This is a genomic window from Amycolatopsis cynarae, assembly GCF_026802195.1.
Lineage (GTDB): Bacteria > Actinomycetota > Actinomycetes > Mycobacteriales > Pseudonocardiaceae > Amycolatopsis_E > Amycolatopsis_E rhizosphaerae.
Genome location: NZ_CP113836.1, coordinates 1398456 through 1423801 on the forward strand (window position 1 = coordinate 1398456; position 25346 = coordinate 1423801).

At 71.0% G+C, this 25346-nt stretch carries 30 protein-coding genes; 17 read left to right on the forward strand and 13 right to left on the reverse strand.

Features of this window, described 5'->3' with window-relative positions:
* Positions 1–31 precede the first annotated feature (31 nt).
* The 3 genes from ORV05_RS06855 (at position 32) to ORV05_RS06865 (ending at position 3441) form a co-directional block, all read left to right on the forward strand.
* The gene (locus tag ORV05_RS06855) at positions 32–1132 is read left to right on the forward strand and encodes a DNA polymerase ligase N-terminal domain-containing protein (RefSeq protein WP_268757598.1); all 1101 of its coding nucleotides are present in this window, start codon (positions 32–34) and stop codon (positions 1130–1132) included.
* A 171-nt stretch (positions 1133–1303) separates the two neighbouring features.
* Entirely contained in the window at positions 1304–2410 is a 1107-nt protein-coding gene (locus ORV05_RS06860; protein WP_268757599.1) for a carboxylate-amine ligase, read from the forward strand.
* 29 nt (positions 2411–2439) lie between these two features.
* Positions 2440–3441: an iron-containing redox enzyme family protein gene (locus tag ORV05_RS06865; protein WP_268757600.1), complete on the forward strand. Its 1002-nt coding sequence runs from the start codon at positions 2440–2442 to the stop codon at positions 3439–3441.
* Between the two features lie 33 nt (positions 3442–3474).
* Here the strand turns inward: ORV05_RS06865 and ORV05_RS06870 are convergent, their stop codons facing one another.
* From ORV05_RS06870 to ORV05_RS06885, 4 genes are read right to left on the reverse strand one after another with little or no spacing between them, the layout of a single operon-like run.
* Positions 3475–3678 carry a CDGSH iron-sulfur domain-containing protein gene (locus tag ORV05_RS06870; RefSeq protein ID WP_144592228.1) on the reverse strand — a complete coding sequence of 68 codons (204 nt, stop codon included), beginning with the start codon at positions 3676–3678 and terminating at the stop codon, positions 3475–3477.
* Complete coding sequence (locus ORV05_RS06875; protein ID WP_268757601.1) at positions 3656–4312, reverse strand: HemK2/MTQ2 family protein methyltransferase; 657 nt, start codon at positions 4310–4312, stop codon at positions 3656–3658. Before ORV05_RS06875 ends, ORV05_RS06870 begins: the two co-directional genes overlap by 23 nt.
* A gap of 28 nt (positions 4313–4340) precedes the next feature.
* Positions 4341–5360, reverse strand: a complete 1020-nt coding sequence (locus ORV05_RS06880; RefSeq protein ID WP_268757602.1) for a DNA topoisomerase IB — start codon at positions 5358–5360, stop codon at positions 4341–4343.
* A 1-nt stretch (position 5361) separates the two neighbouring features.
* Entirely contained in the window at positions 5362–5556 is a 195-nt protein-coding gene (locus ORV05_RS06885) for a DUF2795 domain-containing protein (RefSeq protein WP_144592230.1), read from the reverse strand.
* A 116-nt stretch (positions 5557–5672) separates the two neighbouring features.
* On the opposite strand from ORV05_RS06885, the gene ORV05_RS06890 reads away from it, so the two are divergent.
* The 3 genes from ORV05_RS06890 to ORV05_RS06900 all read left to right on the forward strand — a co-directional run bounded on the left by ORV05_RS06890 (position 5673) and on the right by ORV05_RS06900 (position 8091).
* A complete protein-coding gene (locus ORV05_RS06890) occupies positions 5673–6260 on the forward strand; it encodes a TetR/AcrR family transcriptional regulator (protein WP_268757603.1) in 588 nt (195 codons plus the stop codon).
* A gap of 88 nt (positions 6261–6348) precedes the next feature.
* Positions 6349–6906, forward strand: a complete 558-nt coding sequence (locus tag ORV05_RS06895; RefSeq protein ID WP_268757604.1) for a TetR/AcrR family transcriptional regulator — start codon at positions 6349–6351, stop codon at positions 6904–6906.
* Positions 6907–6909: 3 nt separating this feature from the next.
* A complete protein-coding gene (locus ORV05_RS06900) occupies positions 6910–8091 on the forward strand; it encodes a GDSL-type esterase/lipase family protein (RefSeq protein WP_268757605.1) in 1182 nt (393 codons plus the stop codon).
* 6 nt (positions 8092–8097) lie between these two features.
* Here ORV05_RS06900 and ORV05_RS06905 read toward each other — a convergent pair whose 3' ends face one another.
* Both ORV05_RS06905 and ORV05_RS06910 read right to left on the reverse strand, forming a co-directional pair.
* Complete coding sequence (locus ORV05_RS06905; RefSeq protein ID WP_268757606.1) at positions 8098–9348, reverse strand: carotenoid oxygenase family protein; 1251 nt, start codon at positions 9346–9348, stop codon at positions 8098–8100.
* Positions 9345–9917, reverse strand: a complete 573-nt coding sequence (locus tag ORV05_RS06910) for a hypothetical protein (RefSeq protein WP_268757607.1) — start codon at positions 9915–9917, stop codon at positions 9345–9347. Before ORV05_RS06910 ends, ORV05_RS06905 begins: the two co-directional genes overlap by 4 nt.
* An 86-nt stretch (positions 9918–10003) precedes the next feature.
* On the opposite strand from ORV05_RS06910, the gene ORV05_RS06915 reads away from it, so the two are divergent.
* The 3 genes from ORV05_RS06915 (at position 10004) to ORV05_RS06925 (ending at position 12083) form a co-directional block, all read left to right on the forward strand.
* Positions 10004–10522: a PadR family transcriptional regulator gene (locus ORV05_RS06915; RefSeq protein WP_268757608.1), complete on the forward strand. Its 519-nt coding sequence runs from the start codon at positions 10004–10006 to the stop codon at positions 10520–10522.
* 28 nt (positions 10523–10550) lie between these two features.
* Positions 10551–11306 carry a DUF427 domain-containing protein gene (locus ORV05_RS06920; protein WP_268757609.1) on the forward strand — a complete coding sequence of 252 codons (756 nt, stop codon included), beginning with the start codon at positions 10551–10553 and terminating at the stop codon, positions 11304–11306.
* A 66-nt stretch (positions 11307–11372) separates the two neighbouring features.
* Entirely contained in the window at positions 11373–12083 is a 711-nt protein-coding gene (locus ORV05_RS06925) for an MBL fold metallo-hydrolase (protein WP_268757610.1), read from the forward strand.
* 114 nt (positions 12084–12197) lie between these two features.
* Here ORV05_RS06925 and ORV05_RS06930 read toward each other — a convergent pair whose 3' ends face one another.
* From ORV05_RS06930 to ORV05_RS06945, 4 genes are all read right to left on the reverse strand, one after another.
* Complete coding sequence (locus tag ORV05_RS06930; protein WP_268757611.1) at positions 12198–13304, reverse strand: glycerate kinase; 1107 nt, start codon at positions 13302–13304, stop codon at positions 12198–12200.
* 207 nt (positions 13305–13511) lie between these two features.
* Positions 13512–14000, reverse strand: coding sequence for a hypothetical protein (locus tag ORV05_RS06935; RefSeq protein ID WP_268757612.1), 489 nt, complete (start codon positions 13998–14000; stop codon positions 13512–13514).
* Complete coding sequence (locus tag ORV05_RS06940) at positions 13997–14752, reverse strand: alpha/beta hydrolase (RefSeq protein WP_268757613.1); 756 nt, start codon at positions 14750–14752, stop codon at positions 13997–13999. Before ORV05_RS06940 ends, ORV05_RS06935 begins: the two co-directional genes overlap by 4 nt.
* A 122-nt stretch (positions 14753–14874) precedes the next feature.
* Complete coding sequence (locus tag ORV05_RS06945) at positions 14875–15795, reverse strand: MarR family transcriptional regulator (RefSeq protein WP_268757614.1); 921 nt, start codon at positions 15793–15795, stop codon at positions 14875–14877.
* A 193-nt stretch (positions 15796–15988) separates the two neighbouring features.
* Here ORV05_RS06945 and ORV05_RS06950 point away from each other — a divergent pair, with 193 nt between their 5' ends.
* The 4 genes from ORV05_RS06950 to ORV05_RS06965 all read left to right on the forward strand — a co-directional run bounded on the left by ORV05_RS06950 (position 15989) and on the right by ORV05_RS06965 (position 19037).
* On the forward strand, positions 15989–16237 hold the full coding sequence (locus ORV05_RS06950) for a hypothetical protein (RefSeq protein WP_268757615.1): 249 nt from the start codon (positions 15989–15991) through the stop codon (positions 16235–16237).
* Positions 16234–17610, forward strand: coding sequence for a serine hydrolase domain-containing protein (locus ORV05_RS06955; RefSeq protein WP_268757616.1), 1377 nt, complete (start codon positions 16234–16236; stop codon positions 17608–17610). Before ORV05_RS06950 ends, ORV05_RS06955 begins: the two co-directional genes overlap by 4 nt.
* Before the next feature lie 126 nt (positions 17611–17736).
* Positions 17737–18510: a lysophospholipid acyltransferase family protein gene (locus tag ORV05_RS06960; protein WP_268757617.1), complete on the forward strand. Its 774-nt coding sequence runs from the start codon at positions 17737–17739 to the stop codon at positions 18508–18510.
* Between the two features lie 20 nt (positions 18511–18530).
* On the forward strand, positions 18531–19037 hold the full coding sequence (locus ORV05_RS06965; protein WP_268757618.1) for a polyadenylate-specific 3'-exoribonuclease AS: 507 nt from the start codon (positions 18531–18533) through the stop codon (positions 19035–19037).
* Between the two features lie 170 nt (positions 19038–19207).
* Here ORV05_RS06965 and ORV05_RS06970 read toward each other — a convergent pair whose 3' ends face one another.
* Positions 19208–20296, reverse strand: coding sequence for a 3-deoxy-7-phosphoheptulonate synthase (locus tag ORV05_RS06970; protein ID WP_268757619.1), 1089 nt, complete (start codon positions 20294–20296; stop codon positions 19208–19210).
* 257 nt (positions 20297–20553) lie between these two features.
* Between ORV05_RS06970 and ORV05_RS06975 the strand changes: the two genes are divergently transcribed.
* Positions 20554–21579 (forward strand): 6-phosphofructokinase, encoded by a 1026-nt coding sequence (locus ORV05_RS06975; RefSeq protein WP_144593273.1) that lies wholly within the window; start codon positions 20554–20556, stop codon positions 21577–21579.
* A 52-nt stretch (positions 21580–21631) separates the two neighbouring features.
* Here the strand turns inward: ORV05_RS06975 and ORV05_RS06980 are convergent, their stop codons facing one another.
* Complete coding sequence (locus ORV05_RS06980) at positions 21632–22456, reverse strand: group II truncated hemoglobin (protein ID WP_268757620.1); 825 nt, start codon at positions 22454–22456, stop codon at positions 21632–21634.
* 35 nt (positions 22457–22491) lie between these two features.
* Between ORV05_RS06980 and ORV05_RS06985 the strand changes: the two genes are divergently transcribed.
* On the forward strand, positions 22492–22842 hold the full coding sequence (locus ORV05_RS06985; protein WP_268757621.1) for a winged helix-turn-helix transcriptional regulator: 351 nt from the start codon (positions 22492–22494) through the stop codon (positions 22840–22842).
* 18 nt (positions 22843–22860) lie between these two features.
* On the opposite strand, the gene ORV05_RS06990 is transcribed toward ORV05_RS06985, so the two are convergent.
* Positions 22861–23439 (reverse strand): TetR/AcrR family transcriptional regulator, encoded by a 579-nt coding sequence (locus tag ORV05_RS06990; protein ID WP_268757622.1) that lies wholly within the window; start codon positions 23437–23439, stop codon positions 22861–22863.
* A gap of 91 nt (positions 23440–23530) precedes the next feature.
* On the opposite strand from ORV05_RS06990, the gene ORV05_RS06995 reads away from it, so the two are divergent.
* Together ORV05_RS06995 and ORV05_RS07000 are read left to right on the forward strand one after the other, a co-directional pair.
* Positions 23531–24412 (forward strand): SDR family oxidoreductase, encoded by an 882-nt coding sequence (locus ORV05_RS06995; protein ID WP_268757623.1) that lies wholly within the window; start codon positions 23531–23533, stop codon positions 24410–24412.
* A 229-nt stretch (positions 24413–24641) separates the two neighbouring features.
* The gene (locus ORV05_RS07000; protein WP_268757624.1) at positions 24642–25307 is read left to right on the forward strand and encodes a DUF2461 domain-containing protein; all 666 of its coding nucleotides are present in this window, start codon (positions 24642–24644) and stop codon (positions 25305–25307) included.
* Positions 25308–25346: the final 39 nt, after the last annotated feature.

The window sequence follows — 25346 nt, forward strand, 5'->3', positions numbered from 1 at the left end:
CCCGTCGTAGCGCCGGGTAAACACCGCCGGGATGGGTACGTTGATCCTCGTGGCGGAGCTGAGCACGTACCGGAAGAAGCGGGATTCCCGGCGGACGCCGGAGCCGGTTCCGGAGGAGGACGCGCTGCCGCGCGGCGGCAACGACGTGTTCGTGATCCAGGAACACCACGCCCGGCGGCTGCACTGGGACGTGCGGCTGGAGCGGGACGGGGTGCTCGTGTCGTGGGCGGTGCCGAAGGGCCTGCCGCCCCGGCCGGGCGCCACCCGCCTCGCCGTGCACACCGAGGACCACCCCCTGGAGTACGCGAGCTTCCACGGCGAGATTCCAGTGGGGGAATACGGCGCGGGCACCATGTCCATCTGGGACCGTGGCCGCTACGACACGCTGCACTGGAGCGACAACAAGGTCGAAGTGACCTTCCACGGCAGCAGGGTGCGCGGGCGCTATGTGTTCGTGAACCGGCATTCCGCCGACGACGGGCAGGAGTGGATCGTCCGCCGCCTCGACCCGCCCCGGCGGCGGAACTCGCTGGACCTGCCCGAGTTCGTGCCGCCCATGCTGCCCGCCAAGGGGTCCTTGCCCCCGGGCGAGGAAGATCTCGACTGGGGCTACGAGTTCTTCTGGGACGGTCTCCGGCTGCAGGCGCGGGTGGAGGGCGGCCGCGCCGGGCTGCGCGGCGCGGACGGTGAGGACGTCACCGCGGCGTATCCGGAACTGCGCGGACTCGGAGAACAGCTCGGGGCGACGGAGGTGCTGCTCGACGGCGTGCTGGTCGCATTGGACGAGGGAAGGCCCGATGCCGGGGCACTGCGCCACCGGGCGGGGGCCGGGGACACGCGCCAGGTCAAGCGGCTCGCCGAGCGCTATCCGGCGCTGTACCTGCCCTTCGACGTGCTGCACCTCGACGGCCGTTCGTGCCTGGACGAGCCGTACTCGCGGCGGCGGCAGCGGTTGCGGAAGCTGCGGCTGGAGGGCGGGAACTGGCGGGTGCCGCAGCACTACCCCGGGGGCGGAGCGGACGTCCTCGCCGCCGCCCGCGCCAACGGCCTGCCCGGCATCACCGCCAAACGCCTCGACTCCCCGTACGAACCCGGCCACCGCAGCGCCGCCTGGCGCCTGATCACTCATTGACCGCCGATGCTCCCGTGAGGGGCCCCCTCACGGTCGTATTTGCTGTGAGGGGGCCCCTCACAGCAGTCGGGTGGGTGACCCGGGCGGGTTTCGCGCGGGCGGCGCCGGGCATCCCGCCGCATGCGGCCGGCCATGTCACGCCCGGTCCGGCCTCGCCCGGACGGTGACCGGATGCCGGGGTCCGGTGCGGACTCCGGCACCGGGCCGACCATGGGTGTCGAAGAGGAGTTCCTCCTGCTCGACCCGGCCACCGGCGCGACGGTGCCCCGCGCCTCCCGGATCCTGGCCGGGCAGCCGCCGCTGCCGGGCGGCGCCACCCTCCAGCGTGAACTGCGCGCGACCCAGGTCGAGGCGGCCACCGGGATCTGCCGGACCGCGGAGGAACTGGGCGAGCAACTCACGACCGGGCGCCGGGCGCTGGCGGAGGCCGCGCGGCTGCACGACAGCGTGATCGCCGCGTCGGGCACGGCAGTGCTGTCCGGTCCGGCCGCGCTGGGGGACAACGACGGCCGGTTCGCCCGCATCGACGAGACCTATCGCGGCATGGTGGCCGATTACGAGGCGTGCGGCTGCCACGTCCACGTCGGCGTGCCGGACCGGGAGACGGCCGTCGCGGTGATGAACCGGGTGGCGCCCTGGCTGCCCGTCCTGCTGGCGTTGTCGGTCAACTCGCCGATCGACCGGGGACGCGACACCGGCTATGCGAGCTGGCGCATCGTGCAGCAGGCCCGCTTCCCCGGGGCGGGGGTTCCGCCGTACTTCGCTTCCGCCGCCGCGTATGAGGCCGAGGTGGCGCGGCTGGTCGACTGCGGGGCGCTGGTGGACCCGGGCATGACGTTCTGGCTGGTCCGCCCGTCGGCCACGCTGCCGACCCTGGAATTCCGGGTCGCCGACACCGCCGCCACCCCCGGCGAGGCGGTGTTGCAGGCCCTGCTGAGCCGGGCACTGGTCCGGCGGGCACTCGGCGATCTGAGCCGTGGTTCCGCGCCGCCCCGGCTGTCACCGCAGGTCGCCGCGGCGGCGGTGTGGGCGGCGGCCAGGGACGGGCTGGCGGGCACCGGGGTGGATGCCGTGCGGGCACGGCGGGTCCCCGCCCGGTGGCTGGTGTACGAGCTGCTCACCCACCTCCGCCCGGCATTGGAGGAAACCGGCGATCTGGGCACGGTGCGGGCGCTGGTGCGCAGGCTGTACGAGCGGGGGACCGGTGCCGAGCGGCAGCGGCGCGCCCTCGCCGCGGGGTTCCCGGCCTTGATCGCTCTGCTCACCTCCCGGGCGTAACGGGCCGCGCGGACGGGTATCCGGGGCCCATGACGAGCGGGGTGGCGGCTTTGCCGCGGGCGCGGGGTCCGGTGTCGGCGGCGGTGCTGGACGCGTTGCGCCGGGACGAGCGCCGCGACTTCCCGGAACTGTCCGAAGTGGGCGGTGAGGACCCGTTCGGGGAGGACGCCCAGCTCGCCCTGCAGCTGTGTTACGAGCTGCACTACCAGGGCCTGCCCGGGGTGGATCCGGACTGGGAATGGGATCCGGAACTGCTGCGGCTGCGGGCCGCGCTGGAACGGGTCTTCCTGGCCGCGTTGCGGGCCGGGACCGAGGGCGGCGACGACGTGGAGGGCGTGCTCGGCGAACTGCTCACCGAGCCGCCGGGCGGCACCGGCATCAGCGCGTTCCTCGCCGGGGAAGGCGAATGGTGGCAGCTGCGGGAGTACCTCGTGCACCGGTCGATCTACCACCTCAAGGAGGCCGATCCGCACGCCTGGGTCATCCCGCGGTTGCGCGGAAAGGCCAAGGCGGCACTGGTGGCCGTGGAGTTCGACGAGTTCGGCGGCGGCCACGCCGAGCGGGTGCACGCGCGGCTCTACGCGGAGCTGCTGGCGGCGGCCGGTCTGGATCCCGGCTACCTGCACTATCTCGACCGCGTCCCCGCCGCCATGCTGGCGGTGGTGAACCTGATGTCGTTGTTCGGGCTGCACCGGCGGCTGCGGGGCGCGCTGGTCGGGCACTTCGCGGCGGCGGAGATCACCACACCGCCGAGCGCGGCCCGGCTGGACCGCGCGTTGCGGCGTCTCGGCGCCCCCGAAGCGTGCCGGGTGTTCTTCACCGAGCACATCGAGGCCGACGCGGTGCACGAGCAGGTCATGCGGCGGGACGTGATCGGGGGGTTGCTCGCGGACGAACCGGCACTGGCGGCGGACGTGGTGTTCGGCGTCCAGGCGACGAACCTCGTCGAGGACCGCTTCGCCGCGCACGTGCTCGAGGCCTGGCGGGAAAACCGCACCTCCCTGCTCTCCGCCGATCAGCGTAGGCCGTGAAGGGTCCCTTCACGGCTCGCCCCAGCCGGGGAGTCAGGCGCGCCGGGTGCGGCGGTGGCTGGTGTCGCAGAACGGGTAGCGGCGGCTGCGCCGGCAGGCGCAGACCGCGACGACGAACCGGTCGGAGCGGACGGTGGTGCCGTCCGGTAGTTCGAGCTCCACCGGACCCTCCACCAGGACGGGCCCGCCCGGCACGACGGTGACGCGCCGGGGCCTATCCTCCGGTGCGGTCGGCACGGATCACCACCAGTTCCTCCTGCCGCTCGCCGGGTTCGATCAGCCCGGCGCTTTCCAGGTAGCCGGCACGGCGGCGCAGGACCGGCCCGAACGGTTCGAGGGTCCTGGCCACCACCGCGGACTTCAATCCGTTGTCGCGCAGAGCTTTCAGTGTTCGCTCCACGCCGCACAACGCCGAGTGCACGACGAGCATCGCGCCACCGGGGCTGAGGAGGCCGAAAGCGTTTTCACACAGGGAATCCAGGAAGTGCCGTCCGTCGGGTCCGGCATCCCAGGCCAGTGCGGCGCCCTGCCCGGGACCGTGCGACGGCGCGGGGATGTACGGCGGGTTGGCCAGCACGAGGTCGAACGGTGCCCCCTCGAAGGGCCGGTTCAGGTCCCCGTGCCGCACCCGGACCGGCAGCCGGCGCAGGCGGGTGTTGACGCGCGCGCTCAGCACGGCCGGGAGCGAGGCGTCCACGGCGGTGACCGACTCCGCTCCGGCGCGGGCGGCCGCGATGGCCGCGATCCCGGTGCCGGTACACAGATCGAGCACCCGCGCGCCGCGGCCCAACCGCGCCTCCCGCAGTGCCGTCAGCAGCAACCGGGTGTCCGTCTGCGGGCGGTAGACACCCGGCGGTCTCAGCAACCACACCCGGGTCTGGTACCTCCCGCCGGGCCGGTCAAACATGGTCACGGCCGGACAGCAGCCGGATCACGGCCCGTTCCAGCACGTGCTGTTCACGCTCGCCCCGGACGCCGGTGCCGCCGAGGCGGCGCAGCGCGGATTCGATGGTGGCCCCCTCTTCGTAGGCGCGGCCGACTCGAGGGTCCACATAGGACTTGCGGGCCACCGCGGGGGTGTTCCCCAGTTCCTCGGCCACTTTCCGCATCACGGCGGCCTGAGTGCGCTTGAGCGCCCGCTTCGACGAGGCGGGCCCGGCGGCGGCGAACGCGGCCGCCGCGAGCACCGTGGCGTGCCAGGTGCGCAGGTCCTTCGCGGTGAACTGCGGTCCGGCCAGTTCCTTGAACCGGTCGTTGATCTGTTCGGCCCGTACCTCGTGCCAGCCGTCGGTGTCGCGGTAGACGAGCAGCCGCTCGCTGCCGGAGCGCGCGCGCCGCAGTGCCTTCACCACCGCGGCGAGTTCCTCGTCGCTGATGCTGAGCGCGCGTTCGATCCCGCCCTTGGCGGTGTAGCGGAAGATGATCACGTGCCGCCGCAGGGTCACGTCCTCCTTCAACAGGGTCGCCGCCCCGCGGGTGCCGTGCTCCTCGGCGTATTCCTCGCTGCCCACGCGAAACACGCCGCGGTCGATCATCCGCAGAGAGGCCGCCAGTACCCGGTTGCGGTGCAGCCCGCGTCCGTGCAGATCGCCCGCCACCCGCGCCCGCCAGCGGGGAAGCCGCCGGGCGAGTTCGAGCACGCGGTCGTGCTTTTCCTCGTCGCGCTCGCGACGCCACTGCTCGTGGTAGAGGTATTGCCGCCGCCCGGCGTCATCGGTGCCGACGGCCTGGAGGTGGCCGTTCGGGTCGGGCGAGACCCACACGTTGCGCCAGGCCGGGGGGATCGCCAGGCCGCTCACGCGGTCGAGGCTTTCCTGGTCCCGCAGCGGCCGCCCGTCCGGCGCGAGGTAGCGGAAGCCACGTCCGCAGCGCAGGCGGCGGATTCCGGGCGCGGACGGGTCGCTTCGCACCAGTCGCATGTCACACCGTCTCGGCGAGCGCTCCGGTGACGGCTTCGAAACAGGTGTAGTCACCCTCGGGCAGACCGGCGAGGTGGCCGAGGATGTCGTCGTCCGCCCCGTGCGCGGCGGCCTGGTGGACCAGTTCCGCCCTGCCGCACGGGTAGTCCACATCGGACAGAACCGGCCGGAGCCGGTCCTCCTCGGGCACGTGCATGAACCGGGAGTACCACTACCGGTGTGGTGGCAAACTGGCCGGGCCGGAGGTGACGGCCGGACAGGTCTGTCTCGGCAGGTTTGACCGGGGCTGCCCGTGGCTACCATGTGCGCGACATGACTACCGACAGCGCGGCCGCAACCAGGTCCGATGCTCGGGAACGCATCGTGACCACGGCCTATGACCTCTTCTCCCGCCGCGGGATCCGCGGCGTCGGAATCGATGAGGTCATCGCCCGGTCGGGGGTGGCCAAGGCCACACTGTACCGCCATTTCCCGTCGAAGGAAGCGCTCGTCCTCGCCTTCCTCGACCGGCGCGAGCAGCTCTGGACGGTGGGTTTCGTCGAGGCGCAGGCCCGGCGGCGCGGCGAGACGCCGGTGGACAGGCTGCTCGCGATCTTCGACGTGTTCGACGGCTGGTTCCGCCGTCGGGAGGAGTTCGACACCTGCTCGTTCATCAACGTGCTGCTGGAGATGGGCCCCGCGCACCCGCTGGGGCAGGCGAGCATCCGGTACCTGGCCAACATCCGGGCCCTCGTGCGCACGCTCGCCGAGGAGGCCGGGCTGGCCGATCCCGAAGGATTCGCCCACTCCTGGCACATCCTGATGAAGGGCTCGATCGTCGCCGCCACCGAAGGCGACCTCGATGCCGCCCTGCGGGCCAGGGACATGGGCCGCGACCTCCTCGCCCGTCACCGCGTCTGAGGGCTGGGTGAACCCGGGCTTGTCCTGCGGTGTATCTTCTTTTGCCTAAGCCTTGTAGGAAATGGCCTAATGGGCAAAGGGGGAGAGCATGGCGCGCGCCGGACTGACCACGGAGCGACTGGTCCAGGCCGGGGCCGAGCTGGCGGACGCGATCGGCTTCGACCAGGTGACCGTCTCGGAACTCGCCCGGCGCTTCGACGTCAAGGCGGCGAGCCTGTACTCGCACCTGGCCGGTTCCCAGGACCTCAAGACCAGGATCGCCCTGTTCGCGCTGGACGAACTTGCCGACAGGGCGGCCGCCGCCCTGGCCGGGCGGGCGGGCAAGGACGCACTGGCCGCCTTCGCGAACGTCTACCGCGACTACGCCCGCGAACACCCCGGCCGCTTCGCCGCCGCGCGGTTCCGGCTGGATCCGGAAACCGCCGCCGCGAGCGCCGGGGGCAGGCATGCGCAGATGACGCGGGCGATCCTGCGCGGCTACGACCTGGCGGAACCGGACGAGACGCACGCCGTGCGGCTGCTGGGCAGTGTCTTCTTCGGCTACGTCAGCCTGGAACTGGCCGGAGGCTTCAGCCACAGCGCGCCCGGTACGGAAGAGACCTGGGTCTGGATCCTGGATCACCTCGACACCCTGCTGCGGAAGTAGACCATGAATTCCCTGCACGACTGGATCACCACCCCCGTCACCGCGGACCTCCTGCGCGGTGCCCTCGATCTGGAGCGCACCGCGCACGGCGTGCTGCCGCACCGACTGCCCGCCCGAGCCCGAGCCCAATGCGCCGACGGGCAGCTCGCCATGGCCGAGTCCCAGCCCTCCGGGGTGCGGCTGGCGTTTCGCACCCGTGCCACCGTCGTCGAACTGGACACGCTGCCCACCAAACGGGTCTACGTCGGTGTCCCGCCCCGCCCGGACGGCGTGTACGACCTGCTCGTTGACGGCCGGCTGGCCGGCCAGGCGAGTGTCACCGGCGGCAACACGGTGACCGTCGACCTCGCCGCCGGGACCGCCGAGCACTGCCCCGGCCCGGTCGGCACCCTCCGTTTCGCCGATCTGCCCGGCGGGGCCAAGGACGTCGAAATCTGGCTGCCGCACAACGAGACCACCGAACTCGTCGCGTTGCGCACCGATGCCCCCATCGAGCCCGCCCGGGACCGGGGACGCCGGGTGTGGCTGCACCACGGCAGTTCGATCAGCCACGGTTCGGACGCCGCGAGCCCGTCCGCCACCTGGCCCGCCCTCGCCGCCGCGCTGGGCGACGTGGAACTGGTCAATCTGGGGCTGGGCGGCAGCGCTCTGCTCGACCCGTTCACCGCCCGCGCCCTTCGTGACACCCCCGCCGACCTGATCAGCGTCAAGATCGGCATCAACCTGGTCAACGCGGATCTGATGCGCCTGCGCGCCTTCGGCCCCGCCGTGCACGGCTTCCTCGACACCATCCGGGAAGGCCATCCGGAGACCCCGCTGCTGGTCGTCTCGCCCATCCTGTGCCCCCTCCACGAGGACGTCCCGGGTCCCAGCGCCATGGATTTCGCCTCGCTCGGCTCCGGGCGGCTGCTGTTCCGCGCCCTGGGCGATCCCGCGGAGCGGGCGAACGGGAAGCTGACACTGCGCGTCATCCGGGACGAGCTGGCCCGGATCGTGCGGCAGCGGCGGGCCGAGGACCCGAACCTGCACTACCTCGACGGCCGGGAGCTCTACGGCGAGGCCGACTTCGCCGAACTGCCGCTGCCCGACCGGCTCCACCCGGACGCCGCCACGCACCGCCGCATCGGCGAACGCTTCGCCAAGCTGGTCTTCGCGGCGGACGGCGCCTTCGACCGCTCCCGCTAGCGGGGCTCAGCCCGCGATCCAGCTGCCGTGGAAACCGGCGGGCACGCGGCCGGGCAGGTGGACCGCGGCGACGGGGGTGCGCAGGTCGTTGGCGTCGAGGATCACCAGGTCGCTGGTGCCGCGCGTCTCGTCGTGGACGTAGGTGAGCAACCAGTTCGGCGGCGCGAACACCGCCTCCCCGGGGATCCTGCCCGCCGCGAAGGTGTGTGCCTGCGAACCTCCGGCGTGCAGGTCGTAACGCACCAGCGTGTCGCCCGCCGTCACGTGCCCGTAGCGGACGTCCTGCCCGGCGAGGCGGTCGTCGATGCGCGGGAACTCGCAGGGCCGGTCGTCGAGCTGGTCCTCGGTGACCGTGCCCGTCGCGAGGTCGACGGTCCAGCGCCACAGTGTCGACGGCGCGTCCTCGTGGCCTGCCCACCACAGGTGCGGGTACCGCACGACGTACAACACGATCCGGTCCCCGGCTTCGTACGCGTTGAGGGTGTGGAAGACGTAGCAGGGGTCGACGGGGAACCAGCGCACCGGACCGTGGGGGTCGAGCCGGGACAGCACCCCGATCCGCGCCGCGTAGCCGGGATCCCAGCGGTAGGGCATACCCGCGTTGGCGGCCGGATCGAACACCACGGGCAGGTCGAGGAACACCACGTGCCTGCTGGTGAGGGTGAAGTCGTGCATCATCGTCGGCCCCGGCACGTCCACCGGGCGGCTCAGTTCGAGCTCCCCTCGGGCGTTCGCGCGGTGGTAGGTCAGATAGGGCGGGCCGGGTGAATAGCCGAAGAAGTGGAGCTCCCCGGTCTCGGGGCAGAGCTTCGGATGCGCCGTCATCGGGGTGCGCAGCGCGCCGTCGAAGTCGTACGGACCGACGGTGTCGAGTTCGCGGGTGACCTCGTACGGCAGCGAAGACTCCACGAGGGCGAGCGTCCGCCCCGCGTGATGGATCACGTGAGTGTTGGCCAGGGACGCGGTCAGGTCGAAACTTCCGTCCTCCCGGACAAGCGTCGCCTCGCCGGTGAAGCTGCGGGTGCGGACCCAGCGGTTGCGGTACCAGGCGGCGCGGCCGTCCTCCAGCCGGACACCGTGGATCATGCCTTCGCCGAGGAACCAGTGCGCCGAGTCGGCACGGGGGTTGGGCCCGTTGCGCAGGTACCAGCCGGTGAGTTCGGGCGGCACTGCACCGGTGACGGGCAGGTCGAAGGCCGTGAGTTCCTCGGTCACCGGGGCGTAGACACCGCGCAGATGGAAGCCGGTTTCGGTCATGCCGCACCGCCCAGCCGGCTCGCGTAGCGCGCCCGCACGATGCGCGGGTAGCGGACGGTGAACAGCACCGGCACCGCGAAGCTCGCGATCTTGAGCGTGACCACGGCGGCCGTGGCGTGCGGGGCGAAGGCCAGGAGGAAGCCCAGCGCGAGCGCTTCGAGGGTGAAGGCGGTGGCCCAGACCGCGGTGATGACCACGTTCGTCCTGCGGAACACGGGATTGTCCCAGAGTGAGCAGTCGGTCATCTGCCGCGCGATGCCCAGCGTGAAGGGGCGGCCGAGGACGAGCGAGCCCCAGGCGGTCAGGCCCAGCCAGGCCGAGGACAGCGTGACGACCTCGTCGCGCACCGGGGAATCGGGGGCCGCGAAGGCGACCACGGAGAGCGCGGCGAAGAAGAGCGCGGCGCTCAGTTCGATGACCATCGCGTCGAGCGGGGTACGCCGCAGGAGCCCCCACCCCGCTACGGCGCAGGACAGGCCGAAGCCGATGAGGGCGCTGGTGCGCCAGTCGAACTGCGTCGCCACGACGGCGTACAGGATCCAGGGCGCGAAGCTGCGCAGGTAGTTCATCGGTCCTCCCAGACATTCCAGTTGTGACATGTCAAAACTAGAAGCTCCTGTAGTGACATGTCAAGAGTGGAATGTAGGATCGGGTCATGAGCCTGAGACACGCACTGCTCGGCCTGCTCGCCGGTGGTCCCGGCAGCGGCTACGACCTGCTGCGGAAGTTCGAAATTTCGCTGGCCAACGTGTGGCCCGCCACCCAGAGCCAGGTCTACACCGAGCTTTCCCGGCTCGCCGCCACCGGCCTCATCGAGGTCACGGCCGAGGGGCCGCGGGGGCGCAAGGAGTACGCCATCACCGACGAGGGCCGGGCCGAGCTCCGGCACTGGGTGCTGGAGGTCCCCCCGCAGCAACGCCGCCGGAACGACCTGCTGCTGCGGGTCTTCTTCCTCGACACCGTGGATCCCGCCGAGGCCCGCGAGTTCCTCCTGCGCAGTCGGGACCAGGTGGCGGAACTGCGGGACGGGCTGCGCAAGGTGAGGGAGTCCGTCGACTGGGGTGACGACTCGCTGTCGGTGTACGGCACGCTCGCGCTGGAATGGGGGTTGCGCTACGCCACGATGCACGTCGAATGGGCCGAGTGGGCGATCGGGCGGCTGCCGGGGAAATAAACCCGCGGCCCGGCCGGTTGCGCCGGTCATGAGCAGCGAAGGACGGGGCCGGGTACGGGTCGAGCGGGGCGCCAAGCGGGTGCGGGCGGTGTTCGGCGGCAGGTTCGTCGCCGACACCATCCGGCCGCTGCTGGTCTGGGAGGTGCCCTACTACCCGACGTACTACATCCCGCGCGAGGACATCGCGGCAGGCGTGCTGGTGCCTTCGGGCAACACCCACCACTCGCCCAGTCGCGGGGACGGCAAGCTCGAGACGGTCCGGGTGGGGGAGCGGGAGGCCGCGGACGCCGCGCTGGAGTACGCGGACTCCCCGATCGAGGATCTGCGCGGTCACGTCCGGCTGGACTTCGCCGCGATGGACGCGTGGTTCGAGGAGGACGAGGAGATCTTCGTCCACCCGCGCGACCCGCACACCCGCGTGGACGTCCTCGCCAGCTCCCGCCATGTGCGGGTCGAGATCGACGGGGTGACGGTGGCCGATTCCCGCAGCCCCCGGCTGCTGTTCGAAACCGGCCTGCCCACCCGGTACTACCTGCCCAAGACCGATGTCCGGCTGGACCTGATCGAGCCCAGTGACACGATCACCCGCTGCCCGTACAAGGGCGAGGCGGAGTACTACTCGGTGCGCATCGGTGATCGCGTGCATCCCGACATCGCCTGGTACTACCGGATGCCCCTGCCCGAGAGCCAGAAGGTGCAGGGCCTGGTGGCCTTCTACGACGAGAAGGTCGACGTCTACCTCGACGGCGTGAAACAGGAGCGCCCGAAGACCGTGTTCGGCTGAGCGCTCGAGGTCGGGATCCCGCACCGCCACGCGGACCACGTCGACGGCAGGCTCTAGTCTGCTGGCATGTCCGACCGCCTGTACTTCCGCCAGCTGCTCTCGGGGCGCGACTTCGCCGTGGGCGATCCGATCGCCACGCAGATGGTCAACTTCGCCTACCTGATCGGGGACCGCGAGACGCGGGAGGCGGTGATCGTGGACCCCGCCTACGCGGTCGGCGATCTGCTGGACGTGCTGGCCGCGGACGACATGCGGCTCGCCGGGGTGCTCGCCACGCACCACCACCCCGACCACGTCGGCGGCACGATGATGGGTTTCACCCTCCACGGGCTGGCCGAACTGCTCGCGCGCGAACCGGTGCCGGTGCACGTCAACCGCGCAGAGGCCGAGTGGGTGCAGCGTGTCACCGGCGTGTCGAAGACCGACCTGACCCCGCACGACCACGACGACGTGGTGCACGTGGGCGAGATCCCGATCCGGCTGCTGCACACCCCCGGGCACACGCCGGGCAGCCAATGCTTCCTGCTGGAGGGGCGGCTGGTCGCGGGCGACACGCTGTTCCTAGACGGCTGCGGGCGCACCGACTTCCCCGGCGGGGACGCCGAGGCGATGTACCACAGCCTGCGGCGGCTCGCGGAACTGCAGGGCGATCCGGTGGTGTTCCCCGGCCACCAGTACTCGGCCGCCCCGTCGGCGCCGCTTTCGTCGGTGCGGGAGAACAACTACGTGTACCGCCCGCGCTCGCTAGACGAGTGGAAGGCCATGTTCGCCGGCTGAAACACCGGCGGCCAGCCGGGCTGGGGCGAGCCGTGAAGGGCCCCTTCACGGTCGTATTTGCAGTCGTATTTGCTGTGAAGGGACCCTTCACGGCCAACGCCTGCCGCCGCCCGGTCAAAGCCAGTCGGCGGCGACGCGGGCGGCCAGCCGCTCCAGCAGCGGGGCCGTTTCCGCCATGCAGCGCGTGACGTCCGGCTCGAGGTCGGTCAGCGCGTACGCGGCGGAAAAACCGTGCTCCTGCAGGGTTTCCGGGGGCAGCGCGAGACGCCCGGCCATCGCGACGACGGGGATGCCGAGCCGCCGTGCGGCCTCGGCGACCCCGGCCGGGCCCTTGCCCCGCAGGGTCTGCTCGTCGAAGGATCCCTCTCCGGTGATCACCAGGTCGGCTCCGGGCAGCTTGGCCTCGAAACCCGTCATCTCCAGCACCACGTCGATTCCCGGCCGGAAGCGCGCGTGCAGGAGGGTGAGCGCCGCGTAGCCGGTGCCCCCGGCGGCACCGGCGCCCGGGGCGTCCGCCATCGCCGGATCGACCACGTCCGCGAAATGCCCGAGCGCCGAGTCCAGCAGAGCGACCTCCTCCGGCGTGGCGCCCTTCTGCGGCCCGTACACCGCCGCCGCGCCCTGCGTACCCAGCAACGGATTGTCCACGTCGCTGGCCACGATGATCTCGGCCTCCCGCAGGCGTGGGTCCATCCCGGTGAGGTCGACGTGCGCGAGATCGAGCAGCGCCTTCCCGCCCAGGGGGAGTTCGCGGCCGCCGTCGTCCAGCAGCTTGGCACCCAGCCCCCGTACCAGCCCGGAGCCGCCGTCGGTGCTCGCGCTCCCGCCCAGGCCCAGCACGATCCGCGTGCAGCCGTCGGCGAGGGCCCGGCCGATCAGTTCACCCACACCGACCGTGTTCGCCGTCAGCGGGGCGAGGACACCACCGGGAAGCAGGCTCAGTCCGGACACGGCGGCCAGTTCGACCACGGCCACCGCGCCCTGGCGTGCGTAGCCCGTGCGCACGCGCTCGCCGGTGGGGCCGGTCGCCTCGGCCGGGACGAACTCGAACCCGGCGGCCACCGCGGCCGCGGCCGTCCCGTCCCCGCCGTCGGCGATCGGGCAGGCCAGCGTCTCGGTCCCGGGCACCGCGCGACGCAGCCCGGCCGCCACCGCCTCGGCGACCTCCTTCGCGGGCAGCGATCCCTTGAACTTGTCGGGGGCGATGATCACACGAGCCATGCGAGGACCCTAGGACCTGTGTCGAAGGTGGCGGAACCTGACGCGGTCCCTCGCTGTGGGATCGCCTCCTCATGAATGCCAATTCACGAAGCGCTGGCAGTGCTGTTCTTGCGAGGAACCACGTCAGAACCCGCGGCGGTGCAAGCTGACGGCCCACCGCAAGCGGCTCCGCCGCTTGAGACACGCCCTACTAAGGGATCCCGGGTGTCACACCTGGGCTCCGTTGCTGGGATCGGCCCCGTCGGGCGGGCCCTGCTTGACCCGCAACAGGAGCAGTGCGAGCGCGATCACCAGGGAGAGGATGCCCAACGGGGTGCCCATGGTGGCGCTCAGCCCGATCAGCCCGGGCGCGATCAGCAGGAACAGGCCCACCAGGAAGAACAGCAGCACGACGAAGGCGCCCTTGCCAGGCCTGGGCAGCGGCGGCGGTTCCGGTGGCACGAAGTGCTCGTTGTCCTCGGCCGGATCGTCGCCGAGGACGACGTCGTCCCAGGGCGTTCCGCCGCCGCGCCAGGACGGGTCCCGGTCCGGCGGCGGGACGGCGCCTGCCGGGCGCGGCGGCTGGGGCGCTTGGGGCGGTTGCTGTGGTTCCAGCGTTTCCTCGTCGAACTCGCCGACGCCCTCCGCGCGCAGATCGGCGACGATCGCCGCGAACGCGGCATCCACGTCCTCCGGATCGGTGCCGTGCGAGCTCATCGGGATCCCACCTGCTCCTGTACGAACTCGACGCTGCGCTGGAAGATCAGCGGGGCGTCCTGGTCGAGCGTGGCCACATGGAAGCTGTTTTCCAGCACTACCTCGGTGAGCCACTCGCTGCGCACCCCGGAACGGATGAGCGCCGCGTTCACCGGTTCCACCACATGGTCCACGGCGGACCGGAACAACAATAGCGGCTGCGTGACTTTTGGCAGGTCGGCGCGGACGATCCGCCACAGTCGGGCGAGGCTCGCCGCGGCGCGCACCGGGGTCCGGCGATAGGCCAGTTCCGTCACGCCGGGTTTGGCGATGTCGTTGCCGATGGCGGCGACCGAGGGCAGCACCTTCGACAGCACCGGCAGCAGCTTGGCGTCCCACCGCAGCGTGGTGACCGAGGGGTTCACCAGCACCAGGCCGCGGATCTGCTCGCCGAACTCCTCGGCCAGCCGCAGGGCCAGGGTGCCGCCCATCGACATGCCGAACACGAACACCGAATCGCAGGAGTCGAGCAGGGCGAGCAGTTCGTCGCGCACGCAGGCGTACCAGTCCGGCCAGCCGGTGCGGTTGCAGTCCTGCCATCTGGTGCCGTGACCGGGCAGGAGCGGGCAGCGGACGGTGAACTCGCGCGCGGCCAGGTACTCGGCCCAGGGGCGCAGACTCTGCGGCGTGCCGGTGAAACCGTGGCACAGCAGGACGCCGATCCGCCCGGAACCGCTGTGGGTGAAGGGTTCCGCACCGGCGAGTACGGGCATGGTCGGCCGCCCTTCCGTGGACTTCGTCGATCAGGCAGATGATCCGGTTGTGCCGTCCATGGTCCCATGCGGGGGCCGATCCGAACATGCCCGGCGCACCTGCGGTGCCGCGCTGGTGTCACTCACGTCCCGAGTGCTTCGCGTTGAGCCGGGCTGAGGCGGTCCGTTCTGGCGATGAGGGTGTAGGTCCCGGGCCCGATGGTCCGCAGGGCGAGTGGATCGGCGATGGCCGGGCGACGGTCGATCGCCTCCAGTGCGGCGACAGTGCGGTCCGGAGGCCAGCCGAGTGCGGTGGCCAGCGTGGCGAGCGTGAGCGGCCGGCCGGCGTGCACGAGTGCGGCGAGCACGGTCAGTGCGTCGTGGGCGACGGCCTCGGCGACGAGGCTGTCGCTCATCTGTTCGCTGAGCCAGGCGAAGAACCGGCCCATTTCGCCGAGCCGGGCGCCAACGGCGGTTTCGGCGCCGAAAATCTCGATGCCCCGCTGCGCGGCCGCCGCGATCTCGCCGTGCGCGCCGGTGTCGGTCTGCCACGCGCGGAGCCAGACGCCGTCCCCGACGAAGTACCGCTCGCGGCGCCCACCGGGGTCCGGTCGGCGCACGACCAACTCCATGGCTTCGAGGTGGCCGATGGACTTGGACACCGACGCCGGGCTGACCCGGAGCCTGCGCACCAGATCGGCTGCGGTCAGGCCGTCGGCGTCCGCGGTGAGCAGGCAGACGAACACCCGCGCGGTCATCCGGGGCAGGCCGGTTGCGGCCAGCAGGGTCGCGAACCGCTCCACGAAGCCGCGCACCACCTCGGTCTGCCCGTCGGCCGTCGACTCGGCGGGGCGGGCCGTCTTGCGCCGCCGGGCACGATGGCCGGCGGCCTGCTGGGCGCGCTCGGCCAGGTAGGCGCCGGATGCGCCGTTCCGTGCCACCTCGCGGCTGATGGTGGACGTCGGACGGCCGAGCCGTCGGCCGATCTCGGCATACCCGAGCCCTTCGGCCAGCCAGGCCGCGATCCGCCGTCGATCCTCGTGGGTCAGCCTGCCTCCGGGCACTGGCGCACCTCTCCTCCTTGCGTTCACCCACAGTACAGTGCAACGACCGGTCGAGTGAGTTGCATTCATTCACAATTCTGTTGCAACGATTGGCGCTTAAGCTGTGGTTTTGTGGGCCAATTCGTTGACGCTAGTTGAAACGCAACGTAGCTTTTCCTCATTCGGAAATGAGGAGGACACGAGGATGCACGTCATGGCGCTGTCGACCGTCTCGGACGACGGCAGGTTCTGGAGCGGCCTGAAGCAGGCACACGCCGATCTCCCCAAGGGTGCCGAGTGGAAGGTGGCGGTCGCGAGCAAGAACGGGGCCAAAGCGGTCAACGTCATCACCCACGACTCCGTCGAGGGCGTTCGGCAGTTCTTCGAGACACACGCCGGCGCCTACGCGACGACGGAGTACTTCGAAGCGGACGCCGCGAACGCGGTCGGGCTCCCCCGATGAAGATCGACGTGCCGGGGATTCGCGCCCGCCTCGCCCGGTTCCTGACCGAGTACGGGATCCCGGGCGCCTCGATCGGCGTGCTCCACGATGGGGAGGTGGCCGAATTCGCGGTCGGCGTCAAGAACGTGGAGACGCGGGAACCCGTGACGACCGGCACCGTCTTCCAGTGCGGCTCCATGACCAAGACATGGACGGCGCTGGCCTTCATGCAGCTCGTCGACGAGGGGAGAGCCGACCTGGACGAACCGGTGCGAACCTACCTGCCCGGCTTCGCGGTAGCCGATCTCGAGGCGAGCGCCAAGCTCACCCCTCGGCATCTGCTGCACCACACCAGCGGTATCGAGGAGGCCTACGGCGATCCCGGCGAAGACGACGATGTCTACGAGCGCATGGTCGGCAACATCGCCGACGCGCCCCAGGTTTTCCCGCTGGGCCACACCCACGGCTACAGCGCGGCGCTGGGTTACGCGATCCTCGCCCGCATCCTGGAGGTGCTCGACGGTAAGCGCTGGGACGACGTCATGCGGGATCGTCTCTTCGATCCCCTGGGCCTGACCAGTACGAACAGTCGGCGCGAGCAGGTGGACGAGACCCGGGCCGCGACCGGGCACCTGATCCGTTCGCCGGACGAGGGCGCCATCGTCACACCGGTGGACCACCTGCCGCGTGCCTTCGGGCCCGGCGGCAACATCACCTCGACGACCGGGGAGGTGCTCTCGATGGCGCACGTCCTGCTCAGCGAGGGCACGGCGCCCGGCGGAAGGCGAATCGTGTCCGCCGAGAGCATCCGGGAGATGATGCGTTCGCGGGTTTCCGTGCCGGACCCGTACCTGTTCGGTCCGGAATGGGCGCTCGGTCTCATCGTGTGCGACTGGCACGGTGAAACCGTTTACGCCACCGACGGCAGCACGATCGGCCAGAACGCCCGGCTCCGGCTCCTGCCGGACTCGGACACCGCCGTCGTGATGCTGACGAACGGCGGCCCGCGGGAAAGCTTCTACCGCAAGGTGTTCAACGAGATCCTGACCGACCTCGGCGCGGCCACCATCCCGGACCTGCCCGCACCGGACCCGGCACTGGACCTCGACCCGTCCAGGTACGAGGGCGTCTACGAGCGCCCAGGTGCACGGTACGAGGTGTTCGCCGACGACGGAACGCTGCACCTCACCCTGGTCCTCGACCCGATGCAGGCACAGTTCCTCGGGAAACCGGACCGCATCGGATACGAGTTGCTCCCGGTGAGCGAGACGCATTTCCTGATGCCACCCGCGGATCCGCTGGAGGACACCCAGACCGTCGCGATCTACGGCTTCGCGAACGGAGCCGCCGGGTACCTGCACACCAACAGCCGGGTGCACCCGCGAACAGGGTGACCGCCCCGGCGATCTTGCGCGCTGTGACATCCCGCGCACGCCGTGCCCGCGGCGTTGTGCGGGGCGCCGCATCGTCCGTACGCTGGATCGGCGAGCCGATCCGGGCAGGTTGGAGGCCATGTCGCGGTGCTGTACCGGTTGTTGAAATACGTGCTCCTGGGCCCCTTGCTCAGGCTGCTGTGGCCCGCCAAGGTCACCGGCGTCGAGAACATCCCGGCGACCGGCGGGGCGATCCTGGCCGGCAACCACCTCGCGGTGGCCGACTCCTTCTTCATGCCCCTGCGCGTGCGGCGCCGGGTCACCTTCCCTGCGAAGTCCGAGTACTTCACCGAGAAGGGGTTCAAGGGACGGCTGAAGAAGTGGTTCTTCACCGGGATCGGCCAGATCCCGATCGACCGGTCCAGCGGCTCCGCCGCGCAGGCCGCGCTGGACACCGCGATCCGGCTGCTCCGGGAGGGGCACCTGCTGGGCATCTACCCGGAGGGCACGCGGTCGCCGGACGGCCGCCTGCACAAGGGGAAGACCGGTGTGGCGCGGATCGCGCTGGAGGCCGGGGTGCCGGTGATCCCGGTCGCCATGATCGGCACCGACAAGGTCAACCCCATCGGGTCCAAGATGTGGCGGCCGCACCGGCTGGAGATCCGCTTCGGCAAGCCACTGGACTTCTCGCGCTACGCGGGTCTTTCCGGCGACCGGTTCGTCGAGCGCTCGATCACCGACGAGATCATGTACGCGCTGATGGAGCTGTCCGGCCAGGAGTACGTGGACATCTACGCGGCGCGGGCGAAGGAACTCATGGCCGCCGAGGCGGCGGGCGTGCGCCCGTCGGTGCCCTCGCAGGCGGATGGGGCCGCCGAGTCGGCCGAGGCCGCGGGGGTCCCCAGGGCGAAGGCCCGGTAGCCCCGGCCTAAGGTGCTTCGGTGCGATTTTTCTACGACACCGAATTCATCGAGGACGGCGTGACGATCGACCTGGTGTCGATCGGTGTCGTGGACGAGCGGGGCCGGGAGTTCTACGCGGTCTCGACCGACTTCGACCCCGCCAAGGCAGGCCCGTGGGTCCGCGAGAACGTCCTCGACAAGCTGCCCTCGCCCGCCGACAAGGCGTGGCGCAGCCGGTCGCAGATCCGTGCCGACCTGCTCGAGTTCTTCGGCAAGCCGTCCGGCGGGATCGAACTGTGGGCCTGGTACGCCGCCTACGACCACGTCGCGCTCGCCCAGCTGTGGGGGGCGATGCCGGATCTGCCGCGCCAGCTGCCCCGGTTCACCCGGGACCTGCGGCAGCGCTGGGAGGACGTGGGCAAGCCGAAACTGCCCGCCCCGCCCGTCGACCTCCACGACGCGCTCGCCGACGCCCGCCACAACCTCGAACGCTGGCGCGTCATCGAAGCCGTCCGCCTCCGCAAACCCCTCCACCCCCTGCCCTGACCCCCGGCTCAGGGGGCCTGGCGTTCTTTGCTGTGAGGGGCCCCCTCACAGCCGTGACGACCGTGAGGGGGCCCCTCACGGCAGTCGTTCGACGGGGGAACGGCACTCCTGGGACCGGGGGCGTGCCCTCAAGGTGGCCTTGAGGGCATCACGCCCCAGCCTCCGCGCGTTCAGCCGCGCCGCCGGTCCACCGCTGCCGCCAGCGTGGTGAGGAGATCATCGGTGGTGGCCCAGTCGAGGCAGGCGTCGGTGATGGACTGGCCGTAGGTGAGTGCCGAGCCCTGGCCCAGCACGAGGTCCTGGCGTCCCGCTTCGAGGAAGCTCTCCAGCATCACGCCGACGATGCCGCGTTCACCGTCACCGATCCGCTGCGCGAGTTCCCCGGCCACCGCGGCCTGCCTGCGGTGGTCCTTGGCGCTGTTGCCGTGGCTCGCGTCGACGATCACCCGCTGCGGCAGCCCCGCCTTCGCCTGCCGGGCGAGCACGTCGCGCACCGTTTCGGTGTCGTAGTTCGGGCCCGCCGAGCTGCCGCGCAGGATCACGTGGCAGTCGGGGTTGCCGGTGGTGGTGATCAGTGCCGCGAGGCCGTCGGCGTTGATCCCCGGGAAGACGTGGCTGGCCGCCGCCGCCCGCGTCGCGTCGACCGCCACCTGCACGTCGCCCTCGGTGGAGTTCTTGATCCCGACCGGCATGGACAGCGCGCTGCACAACTGCCGGTGGACCTGGCTGGCCGCGGTGCGCGCGCCGATCGAACCCCAACTGACGGTGTCGGCGATGAACTGCGGGGTGATCGGGTCGAGGAATTCGCAGCCGACCGGCAGTCCCAGCGCGGAGATGTCGAGCAGCAGTTTGCGCGCCAGCCGCAGGCCGCGGTTGACGGCGTAGCTGCCGTCGAGCCCCGGATCGTTGATCAGGCCCTTCCAGCCGAGCGTGGTCCGCGGCTTTTCGAAGTACACCCGCATGATCACGTGCAGCCGGTCGCGGACGGCCTCGGCCTTGGCGGCGAGCCGCCGCGCGTAGTCCATGGCGGCCTCGGGATCGTGCACCGAGCACGGCCCGACGACGACGAGCAGGCGGTCGTCGTCACCGTTGAGGATGTCGACGGTGGCGGACCGGCCCTCGGCCACGGTCTTGGCGATGGCGGCGTCCATCGGGTGTTCCTGGCGCAGCAGGGCGGGGGAGATCAACGGGCTGACGCTGTGTGTTCGCCGGTTGTCCAGCGTGGGCAGCGTGTCGGCGGGGCCGGCGGTGAGCGGCATGGCGGGCGTTTCCTTTCGCGACCGGCCCGCCGTCGAAATCCACCGAGCCGGTCTGGTTCATCCGGCTCGAGGGTGGAAGGTTCAGCGCACGGCGGCTTTGCCGGCTGGCCCACCCAGGGCCGGCCCGCTAAACCAGAAATACCGCGGCATGAAAGCGACCCTACCAAAGCGCCCTCCGCTTTACCGATCAAGGGTGACCACGGCTACGCTGGGTCCGGGAAATGTGATCCAGGACAAGTTCGAAGGGGCTGAAACAGATGCGAGTGGGGGTGCTGACCGGTGGTGGTGACTGCCCCGGTCTGAACGCGGTGATCCGCGCGGTGGTCCGCAAGGGCATCGAAACCCACGGCTGGGAGATCGTCGGGTTCCGCAGCGGCTGGCGCGGGACGATGACCGGGGAGAGCCGGGTGCTCGGCCTGGCCGACGTCGAGGAGATCCTGACCCGCGGGGGCACCATCCTCGGTTCTTCCCGCACCAACCCCTACCAGGAGGAGGGCGGGGTCGACAGGATCCGGGCGGTGCTCGCCGAGCAGCACATCGACGCCCTGATCGCGATCGGCGGCGAGGACACCCTCGGCGTCGCGAAGAGGCTGACCGATGAGGGCATCGGCGTGGTCGGCGTGCCGAAGACGATCGACAACGACCTCGCCGCCACCGACTACACCTTCGGGTTCGACACCGCGGTGCACATCGCCACCGAGGCCATCGACCGGTTGCGCACCACCGCCGAGTCGCACTTCCGGGCCCTCGTGGTCGAGGTGATGGGGCGGCACGCGGGCTGGATCGCGCTGCACGCCGGGCTGGCCGGCGGGGCGAACGTGATCCTGGTGCCCGAGCGGCCGTTCTCGGTGGACCAGGTGGTCGAGTGGGTGGAGCGCCGGTTCGAGCGGATGTACGCGCCGATCATCGTGGTCGCCGAGGGCGCACTGCCCGAGGGCGGTTCGGAGGTGCTCACCAGCGGGGAGAAGGACGCCTTCGGGCACGTCCGGCTCGGCGGGATCGGCACCTGGCTGGCCGACGAGATCGCCTCGCGCACCGGCAAGGAGTCCCGTGCGGTGGTGCTCGGGCACGTGCAGCGCGGGGGCACGCCGACGGCCTACGACCGGGTGCTGGCCACCCGCTTCGGCCTGCACGCGGTGGACGCCGTCGCCGACGGCGACTTCGGGGTGATGGTGGCGCTGCGCGGCACCGACATCGTGCGGGTCAAGCTCGCCGAGGCGACCGCCGAGCTGAAGACGGTGCCCGCGGCCCGTTACGAGGAGGCCGAGGTCTTCTTCGGCTGAGATCGACGGAAACCGCCGCTTTCCCGGCGCGGGCCGGGAAAGCGGCGGGAACTCAGTCCGTCTTCGGGGCGGGCCGGGGCTGCCAGGGCGGGGCGGCACCCCAGTTCCACCGCGGCATCGGCTCGTCGGCCCCGGCCGGGGCGCCCGGCTGGGAAAAGAACACGGCGAGCCTGCTGCCCCATTCGAGATAGCCCGCGAAGGCCGCGCGGAACTCCGGATCGGCGGGCAGGCCGACCTCGTCGGCGGTGTCGAGCAGCAGCGAGACCCAGTGGCGGCGCTGCTCTTCGGTGATGCCGCGGCCACGGTGCTTGCCGATCATGTGCCGGTGGCCGCCCCGTTCGGTGCTGTAGCGGGTGGGGCCGCCGAACACCTCGGCGAGCCAGTCGGCGACGTGCCGGGGATGGTGCGGATCCATGCCGGCGAACACCGGTGCCAGCAGTTCGTCGGCGAGCACTCGCCGGTAGAACGCCTCGAACAGGCGGATCAGGGCTTCCTGTCCGCCTGCCCAGTCGTAGAGGGTGGGCAGGCGGCCGCCGCCTCCGGTCCCGGCGACCGCGGTCCGTTCGTAGTGGCGCATCTCCTCGATCCCGGAGACGTAGGGGCGGATCTCGGCGAAGAACCGTGCGAACTCCGGCCCGGAGCGGAAGCCCTTCAGGTGATCTTCCACCGAGGTCCAGGCGATGCGCAGAATGTAGTGGCCGGGGTCTTCGATGCAGCGGGACAGTTCGTAGTCGAGGCACTGCTCGGCCATCGCCAGCGCTTCGGCGGCGCGGGCGTAGGCGGCCTCGAACTCCGTTCGTTGTGGTCCGGACACGTGGTACCGGATGTACTCGACGATCACGCCGTCGATGGCAACACCGCGGCGGAAACCGGTCAAGTACGCACTTTTCGGTGCGTGGGGAGGGAAAACCGTTGGCGCGGAACTACTACTGCCCGGTGGAGCTGGCGATCGAGGTGATCGGCGGCCGGTGGAAGCCGGTGATCCTGGCGCATCTGAAGGAGGGTGTGCACCGGTACGGCGAGCTGCGGCGGCGCATGCCCGGGATCAGCGAGAAGATGCTCACCCAGCAGTTGCGCGATCTCGAGTCCGCGGGCCTGGTCTCGCGGCGTCCGGTGGAGGACGCGGTGCCCCGGGTGGAGTACCGGCTCACCGAGGAGGGCCTCGCGCTCGGACCGGCGCTGCAGGCGCTTTACGACTGGGGTGTCCGGCGCGCGGCCGCCACCGGCGTCACCTTCGCCCCACTGCCCGGCGCCGCGGTCTGACCCCTTGCTCCCGGGAGATCAGCCCAGCGTCGCGGTTGCCGCGCGAAGGTCCTCCAGGGCGGCGAGCGCATGGGGCGCGAGCCCTGTCGCGTCATCACGGTCGGCTTCGGTCCACTGCGCGTAGCCCCGCTTGAACGCGAGGACTCCCATCTCGGCAGCGAGGTGCGCGGTGGCGTCGGGGACCCCGCGGGCGACGAGCGCGGCTTTCATGGCGGCCGCGAGGCCGACGCTCTTGAGGGCGTCCCGCTCCTGAAGTTCGGCGCTGGCCGCCACGGCGGCCTTGAGGCGGGGGCCGAGCTCGCGGTTCATCGGTCCCATTTCACCCGAGGCCCGCTCGAGGCCGGCGGCGACCGCTTCAAGCGGGCTGGCGCTTTCGGGCGCCTCGGCGATCCCTTCGGCCAGCAGTTGGCCCAGCGTCTCCTGCCCGGCCACCAAGACCTCGCGCTTGTCGGAGAAGTGCCGGAAGAAGGTGCTCCTGGTGACCCCGGCGCGCTCGGCGATCTGCGCCACCGTCGTGGCGTCGTAGCCCTGTTCGGTGAACAGGTCGACGGCGGCCACGACGAGTCGTTCGCGCGCTCCTGGTTCCCATCGCGGCATGGGCCGATACTACAAGGTGATGGGACATGTGTTTCGTCACCCTGCTACCGTGGTGATGCGACAATAGTCCCGTCACTTTTCAGGAGAGTCCATGCACGTCTTCGTCACCGGCGGTACCGGCACCATCGGCTCCGCCGTCGTCGCCGAGTTGCTCGGCAACGGCCACACCGTGCTCGCGCTGGCCCGCTCGGACAGCTCCGAGCAGACCCTCAAGGACGCCGGGGCCGAGGTGCTGCGCGGAGGGATCTCGGACCTCGACGTCCTGCGGGCCGGGGCCGCGCAGGCCGACGGCGTCATCAGTCTCGCGTTCGGGCGCGACTACAGCAGCCCGGACGTGCTCGCGGCAGCCATCGCCGAGGAGAGCGCCGCGATGGCCACGTTGGGAGCCGCGCTCGTCGGCAGCGACCGCCCGATCGTCACCGTTTCCGGAACGCCTTGGGTGCCCGGCCGCGCCTCCACCGAGGCCGACCCGGTGCCGACCGACGGGCCGGTGGGAGAGCGCGGCCGCTCGGCGAACACGCTGCTTTCGCTGGCCTCGCGGGGTGTTCGCGCCACGGCTGTCCGCATGCCGCGCACGGTCCACAACGAGGGCAAGGGCGGATTCGCCGGCCTGTTGACCGAGCAGGCGCGCCGCACCGGAGTGGCGGGCTACCCGGGCGACGGCACCCAGCGCTGGCCTGCCGTGCACGCCCTCGACGCGGCCGTCCTGTTCCGGTTGGCCCTCGAATCGGCGCCGGCCGGAACGGCCTGGCACGCGGTCGCCGACGAGGGCGACGCGGTACGCGACATCGCCACCGTCGTCGGCCGCAGGCTGAACCTGCCGGTGCGGCCCGTGCCGGAGGAGAACTTCGGCCCGTTCGGCCCGATCTTCGCGATGGACCAGCCCGCATCCAGCGCTTACACCCGTGAAGCGCTCGGGTGGCAGCCGTCGCACCCCGGCCTGCTCGAGGACCTGGAGAACCTTCGACCCTGAAAACTCGCGCGGTTTAGGTCGTGTTTCCTAAGCGGCGGAGCCGCTTGCGGTGGGCTGGCAGCTCGCACCGCCGTGGGTTCTGACGTGGTTCCTCGCAAGAACAGCATTGCCGGCGACTCCTCTGATTGGCATTCATGAGGAGGAGATCCCACAGCGAGGGACCACGTCAGGTTCCGCTACCCGCACCGCCACGCAGATCCACTGCCAAAACAGGCTCTAGGCTGGGGCGGTGGAGTTCACGGGGTTCGGTGAGGGTGCGGTCGAGTTCTACGACGGGCTCATGGCCGACAATTCCCGGGCCTTCTGGGAGGACCACCTCCCCCTCTACCGCGCCGACGTCCGCGCGCCGATGGAGGCGCTGCTGGCCGAGTTGCTGCCCGAGTTCGGCCGCGAGTTCGGGGAGGGCAAGGTGTTCCGGCCCTACCGCGACGTCCGGTTCGCCCGGGACAAGAGCCCGTACAAGACGCACTGCGGCGCGGTGATCGAGCAGGGCCGGGGCGGCGGCGCCTACTACGTGGAGATCTCCTCCGCCGGCCTGCGGGCCGGGGGAGGTTGTTTCCACCTGGAGTCCGACCAGCTCGCCCGGTTCCGCCAGGCCGTGGACACCGAGATCCACGGCGGTGCGCTGGAGGGGATCCTGCGGCGGCTGCGGCGGTCCGGCTGGCAGCTTGCCGGCGACGTGCTGAAGACGAAGCCTCGTGGCGTCCCCGACGGGCATCCCCGGCTGGACCTGCTCAAACACCGCTCGCTGTACGCGGTCCGCGGCTGGGAACCGGACGACACGCTGCACGAGCGAGCCTGTCTGGACCGGGTGCGCAAGGCGTGGCGCCAGCTGCGCGAGTTCAACGAGTGGGCACGCGATCACGTCGGGGTGAGCGAGAAGCCCCGGCGATGATCGAGTCCTGACTCGATCACGGGATCGGTACAGACGTAC